This window comes from Variovorax paradoxus (genome assembly GCF_040544635.1).
Lineage (GTDB): Bacteria > Pseudomonadota > Gammaproteobacteria > Burkholderiales > Burkholderiaceae_C > Variovorax > Variovorax paradoxus_R.
In genome coordinates, this window is the sequence record NZ_JBEPKJ010000020.1 from 75,797 (window position 1) to 81,880 (window position 6,084).

The following is a 6,084-nucleotide window of genomic DNA, read 5'->3' on the forward strand; positions in this document are numbered from 1 at the left end:
TTAGTTGCCAACCGTCACGTACACATGGCACGTGGGCTTGCTGATGCGGTTACCGCGACCCTTGGCTCGCGCCGTGAAGCGCTTGAGCGTTGCGCCCTGTTCGACGTAGATGGTCTTGACCTTCAGTTCGTCGATATCGGCGCCATCGTTGTGCTCGGCGTTGGCAATTGCCGACTCGAGCACCTTCTTGATGATCACAGCGGCCTTTTTCTGCGTGAATTGCAGAACGTTGAGCGCTTGATCAACCTTCTTGCCGCGGATCAGGTCAGCGACCAGACGGCCCTTGTCGACCGAGAGGCGGACACCGCGGAGGACTGCACGTGTTTCAGACATGGTCGTTCCTTACTTCTTCTGGACTTTCTTGTCCGCGGGGTGCCCCTTGAACGTGCGCGTGAGCGCAAATTCGCCGAGCTTGTGGCCGACCATCTGGTCGGTAATGTAGACAGGCACGTGCTGCTTGCCGTTGTGCACGGCAATGGTCAGACCGATGAACTCGGGCAGAACCATCGAGCGGCGCGACCAGGTCTTGATCGGCTTCTTGTCCTTCGTCGTCACAGCCTTGTCGGCCTTGGCCACGAGGTGATGGTCAACAAACGGACCCTTTTTGAGAGAGCGAGTCATTTGCTATCCCTTACTTCTTGCGGCGCGACACGATGAAGACCTGCGTGCGCTTGTTGTTACGGGTACGGTAGCCCTTGGTCAGGTTGCCCCACGGGTCGACAGGATGGCGGCCTTCGCCGGTCTTGCCTTCGCCACCACCGTGCGGGTGGTCGACCGGGTTCATCACCACACCGCGAACGGTCGGGCGAATACCCATGTGACGCTTCACACCGGCCTTGCCGAGTTGGCGCAGGCTGTGTTCTTCGTTCGCGACTTCACCGATGGTTGCGCGGCATTCGATGTGGATGCGGCGCACCTCACCCGAACGCATGCGGACCTGGGCGTAGACGCCTTCGCGAGCCAGCAGCGTGGCCGACGTGCCGGCCGAACGCGCGATCTGCGCGCCCTTGCCGGGTTGCAGTTCGATGCAGTGGATCGTCGAGCCGACCGGAATGTTGCGGATCGGCAGCGTGTTGCCAGCGCGGATCGGGGCTTCCGAACCGCTCAGCAGCGTTGCACCGGCTTCAAGACCGCGCGGGGCGATGATGTAGCGGCGCTCGCCGTCGGCGTAGCAGACCAGGGCAATGTGGGCGGTGCGGTTCGGGTCGTATTCGATGCGTTCGACCTTGGCCGGGATGCCGTCCTTGTTGCGCACGAAGTCGACAACGCGGTAGTGGTGCTTGGCACCGCCGCCACGATGACGGATCGTGATGTGGCCGTTGTTGTTGCGGCCGGCCTTCTGGAACTGGGGTTCCAGCAAAGGCGCATGAGGAGCACCCTTGAACAGGTGGTCCCGCGAAATCTTCACCGCGCCGCGTTGGCCCGGCGAAGTGGGTTTCATCTTGATGACGGCCATGATTAAGCGCCTTCCCCGACGAGGTTGAGCTCTTGACCGGGCTTCAGGGTCACATAGGCCTTGCGAACGTTGTCGCGGCGGCCGATGGACTTGCCAAAGCGCTTGGTCTTGCCCTTGGTGTTGAGCACCGACACGCCCTGGACTTCGACCTTGAACATCAGTTCGACAGCGGCCTTGATCTCGGGCTTGGTGGCATCTTGCAGCACCTTGAAAGTGACAGCGTTCGACTTCTCGCCGACCATCGTGGCCTTTTCGGACACGATCGGGGCGACCAGCACCGCCATCAGGCGGCCTTCTTCGAACGTACGTTCAGCGGCGGTAGGGTTCACGCGGCTCATGCGAACATCTCCTTGAGCTTGTCGACGGCACCCTTGGTGACCAGCACCTTCTTGTAGTGAACCAGCGACACCGGATCGGCGTAACGGGGTTCGACCACGAGGATGTTGACCAGATTGCGCGAGGCAAGGTACAGGTTTTCGTCGACTTCTTCGGCGATCACGAGCACGGACTCGAGATTCATTGCCTTGAAACGGGCTGCCAGCGGCTTCGTCTTGGGCGAATCCACGGTCAGCGAATCCACCACGGCCAGACGGCCTTCGCGAGCGAGCTGCGAGAAGATGGCGGCCATGCCGGCGCGGTACATCTTCTTGTTGATCTTCTGCGAGAAGTTTTCGTCAGGCATGTTCGGGAAAATCCGGCCACCCCCGCGCCACAGCGGCGAGGACGTCATACCGGCACGGGCGCGGCCCGTTCCCTTTTGCTTGAAAGGCTTCTTGGTCGAGTGCTTGACCTGCTCGCGGTCCTTCTGGGCGCGCGTGCCTTGGCGGGCGTTGGCCTGGAATGCAACGACGATCTGGTGAACCAGGTCTTCGTTGTAGTCACGGCCGAACACGGTCTCGGGGGCGTCGTACTTCGACGCGGCCTGGCCTTGTTCATTCAGGAGTTCGAGTTGCATTACTTCGCTCCTTCAGCCGCTTGCGGCTTGGCCTTGATGGCGGGACGCACGGTGACGAAGCCACCCTTTGCGCCCGGGATCGCGCCCTTGATGAGCAACAGTTGACGCGCTTCGTCGATGCGATACACATCGAGGTTCTGCGTGGTCTTGGTGACGTCGCCGAGGTGGCCCGTCATGCGCTTGCCGGGGAACACGCGACCGGGGTCTTGTGCCATGCCGATCGAGCCGGGAACGTTGTGCGAACGGCTGTTACCGTGCGACGCGCGTTGCGAGCTCATGTTGTGGCGCTTGATGGTGCCGGCGAAGCCCTTGCCGATCGAGGTGCCTTGCACGTCGACCTTCTGGCCCACCGAGAACACGCTGCTCGCGGCGATGACGCCGCCAGCCTTGTGCTGACCTGCGGTATCGGCGGTCACGCGGAATTCGCGGATGATTTCACCAGCTTCGACACCCGCCTTGGCGAGGTGGCCGGCTTGGGGCTTGGTCACGCGCGATGCCTTGCGCGAACCGAACGTCACTTGCAGCGCGACGTAGCCGTCGGTCTCTTGCGACTTGATCTGGGTCACACGGTTGTTGGACACATCCACCACCGTGACAGGAACTGCGTCCCCGTCATCGGTGAAGAGACGCATCATCCCCACCTTGCGGCCCAGCAACCCGAGGGAGTTGCTCAGACTCATTTGTTTTCTCCAAAAATGGATCCTCTTTCGCCGCTGTCACTTCAATTGGCAACAGCGTTTAGCCGATCGCCCGAAGGCTTCCCGGCTCGCGAAAGAAGGTTGATAAATCTCCGCACTCGCAGCGCCATATAGACGCAACTAGGGCAGAGCCAGCGATTATAGCCCGCTATGCGGGCGCTGTGCAAGCAGCATTGCGGGCGGGCTCCGAGGGCTGTTTCCGCCCCTTTTTGCCCGCTTTTCGCCTATTTGACGGGCATCGTGATGATGCTGTCGCCGCCCGGCGTGGATTTCATTTCGCCGGTGGATTTCAGGGCCGGCGCGGCCGTGCCGGTCTGGACGGGGATCGAAATCGCACTCGAGGCGCCCCCCTGGTTGATGAACACATTGAGGTAAGCCAGGCCCTCGGTCTCGCTCACCACGACAACCGTGGCCGTGGTTCGCTTGCCCGCGGGCAGCGTCAGCGTATTGCTGCCCTGGAGGGTCAGCCCGCTGTCGGCACTCAGGCGGACCGTGGCGCCGTCGGCCTCGGATACGCCTTCGAATTGCAGCACGATGGGTGTGGCCCGACCCAACTGCGGTGTGGCGTCCAGGCGGTATTGAAGCTTGACGCCGGCGCCACCGGGCTTCTGCGGAGCCGTCGTCATGGGTGCAGGCGCGGCGGCATGGCGCTGCGATGCCGGTTGCCTGGCATTGCGCGAAGCGGGCTCGCCGTCTGCCGCAGCCGGTGCCGACAACGTCGCCAGCGCGAGGCAGGCAACGGCCATCAGCGAATTCGAGCGGATGTTCATGGCGGCCTTTCCTTCTACTGGATGGAGACGTTGAAGCATGTCTGCGCCCCGGAGTTGTTGAGGTCTGTCATCGCAAGAACGTGCTCGCCGGCCGACAGGCCGACCGCGTTGCCTGTTCGGGCAATCAATCCGCCTCTATAGATATCGAAGTCTGGGCTTGCTCCTGCCGGTCCGCCGTCTACGACGATCTGGTAACTGCGGCTGGCGGGCGCGGTGAAGCGAAGGTAAGAAAAGCTGCCGTGCTTGTTGTCAGCACCGGCGGAATTGGAGACGCAAGCCTGGATCGGCCCACCGCCCACCGTCGCGGGCCTGTACATCGGAATCGTGATCGGAATTCCGCCGTCGTTCGCTTCTGCTCCGCCGAACGGATCGTTGTCCGTTGCATTGATGGTTTGCCCGGCGAGCAAGGTCGCCAGAGCAGGAGCGCTGCCCGGCGCGGCGGCATTGAAAGCGGCTGAGAACGGATGAATCGACGTGACCGCAGCGCCGCCCCTGAACTGAGGACTGGTCAGAGCGTCATGTATGGGCTTGAAACCGATTTGCTGGTTGAGATTCCAGAAGATCGACTGGATCGAAGCCTCGCGGTACCAGCCGGGCGTGGTTGCCGGGCCCACGGAAAGATCGATATTGATGCTGAACTGCGCGGACGACTGCTGCGCGCCACCCGAATCGACATAGTTCCGACGCCCGAGCGCGATGCCCGACCAGGCGTTGCCCCAGCCTTCGGAGAAGGCAAGCCGGCGATCGACAAGCTGGCTCTGCCTGTGCTCACCGCCCGTCGAATCGTCGCGGCTGAAGGCGGACTGGTAGTAGTGGCCCCATTCGTGCGCAACAACCGAGGCGTCGTATTCGTCGGTGTCCACGTCTTCCTTGCCCAGCACATAGATTTCACGGCCGCTGCTTCTGCTGACGAAGAACGTGGTGCCGATCTGCCCAGCCGCAATGCTGCCGACGGACGGCGCATTGTTGGGGCTCCAGAATACGCGCAATGCCGGAAACGCCGTGGCCGGCGCCACCGACACCACCTTCTGGATGGCGGTATAGACCGTATCCAGAATGGCGAAAGGCGCCGCCACCCGATCCTCGGTGTAGCTCGAGCCGCCCCAACCCGAAGGCGCATGGAGATCGCGCACCAGCGCAACCGCGCCCGACGAGAACGCAGCGCTTTGCATGGCATAAAGCGCGCTGGAACGGGTGTTGTCACGCACCGTCACATCCCAGCTCGCGCCCTGGCCGCTGCGCGCCAACTGAGCCTTGACGCGCACCGCAATCGCCGTGTTGGCGGGAACGGACACCGAATAGGCGCCGTTGTCGTCGGTGGTCGCCGTCGCCAGTTGCGCGGAAGTCGACCCATCGATCACTTCCACCACGGCGCCGCGCACAGGCTTCGATGCGGAGCTGGCATAAACCAGGGTGCCGTTCGGATTCGGCACCGATTCATAGGTGGCCGTGCCGCTCAGCGTCACCGAACTCCCCGACGGAGGAGTTACAGGCAAGAAAGGAAGGCCACCGCCGCCGCCGCCGCCTCCGCCTCCGCCTCCGCCTCCACCACCGCCGCAGCCAACCAGCAAGGCTGCCGCTGCGATACACGCCATCACGCCCGATACAAAAGAGTTGCCGTGTCTCATGCTGCGCTGCCCCGTTTCAGCCGACCAATGCCTCGACCGATGAAGGCGGCCGCCTCGGCGAGGATGCCACATCCGTGCGACAAAAAACAAAGCCCGCCTGCATTTCTGCAGCGGGCTTTGTCACAAGATGCGGCGCGAGGCCGCAATGCTTATTGCAGCTTGATTTCGACGTCCACGCCGGCCGGCAGGTCGAGCTTCATCAGCGCGTCCACGGTCTTGTCGGTCGGGTCGACGATGTCCATCAGGCGCTGGTGCGTGCGGATCTCGAGCTGGTCGCGCGACGTCTTGTTGACGTGCGGCGAACGCAGGATGTCGAAACGCTTCATGCGGGTCGGCAGGGGCACGGGGCCCTTGACGATCGCGCCGGTGCGCTTGGCGGTATCAACGATTTCAGCTGCCGACTGGTCGATCAGCTTGTAGTCGAACGCCTTCAGGCGGATGCGGATTTTTTGCTTGGTAGCCATGATGATTCCTTTGCGTCCGGCTTAGATGTCGAGGATCTTTGCCACGACGCCCGAACCCACGGTGCGGCCGCCTTCGCGGATGGCGAAGCGCAGGCCTTCTTCCATCGCGATCG

General features: G+C 62.7%; 9 protein-coding genes and 1 pseudogene. All 10 read right to left on the minus strand.

What is annotated here, in order from left to right:
- Positions 1–333 (minus strand): 50S ribosomal protein L22, encoded by a 333-nt coding sequence (rplV, locus tag ABIC94_RS26435; RefSeq protein WP_007838134.1) that lies wholly within the window; start codon positions 331–333, stop codon positions 1–3.
- A gap of 9 nt (positions 334–342) precedes the next feature.
- Positions 343–621, minus strand: a complete 279-nt coding sequence (gene rpsS / locus ABIC94_RS26440) for a 30S ribosomal protein S19 (RefSeq protein ID WP_007838132.1) — start codon at positions 619–621, stop codon at positions 343–345.
- A 10-nt stretch (positions 622–631) separates the two neighbouring features.
- Positions 632–1,456 (minus strand): 50S ribosomal protein L2, encoded by an 825-nt coding sequence (gene rplB, locus ABIC94_RS26445; RefSeq protein WP_015867666.1) that lies wholly within the window; start codon positions 1,454–1,456, stop codon positions 632–634.
- A 2-nt stretch (positions 1,457–1,458) separates the two neighbouring features.
- A complete protein-coding gene (gene rplW / locus ABIC94_RS26450; protein WP_007838129.1) occupies positions 1,459–1,794 on the minus strand; it encodes a 50S ribosomal protein L23 in 336 nt (111 codons plus the stop codon).
- Positions 1,791–2,411 carry a 50S ribosomal protein L4 gene (gene rplD / locus ABIC94_RS26455; protein ID WP_013543942.1) on the minus strand — a complete coding sequence of 207 codons (621 nt, stop codon included), beginning with the start codon at positions 2,409–2,411 and terminating at the stop codon, positions 1,791–1,793. Before rplD ends, rplW begins: the two co-directional genes overlap by 4 nt.
- A complete protein-coding gene (gene rplC / locus ABIC94_RS26460) occupies positions 2,411–3,091 on the minus strand; it encodes a 50S ribosomal protein L3 (RefSeq protein ID WP_354376008.1) in 681 nt (226 codons plus the stop codon). The genes rplD and rplC overlap by 1 nt, the downstream gene beginning before the upstream one ends.
- Before the next feature lie 242 nt (positions 3,092–3,333).
- Complete coding sequence (locus ABIC94_RS26465; RefSeq protein ID WP_354376009.1) at positions 3,334–3,879, minus strand: hypothetical protein; 546 nt, start codon at positions 3,877–3,879, stop codon at positions 3,334–3,336.
- Positions 3,880–3,893: 14 nt separating this feature from the next.
- Complete coding sequence (locus ABIC94_RS26470; RefSeq protein ID WP_354376010.1) at positions 3,894–5,345, minus strand: hypothetical protein; 1,452 nt, start codon at positions 5,343–5,345, stop codon at positions 3,894–3,896.
- A 311-nt stretch (positions 5,346–5,656) separates the two neighbouring features.
- Entirely contained in the window at positions 5,657–5,971 is a 315-nt protein-coding gene (gene rpsJ / locus ABIC94_RS26475) for a 30S ribosomal protein S10 (protein ID WP_007838118.1), read from the minus strand.
- A gap of 21 nt (positions 5,972–5,992) precedes the next feature.
- Positions 5,993–6,084: pseudogene (locus ABIC94_RS26480) on the minus strand (elongation factor Tu); the annotation flags it as partial.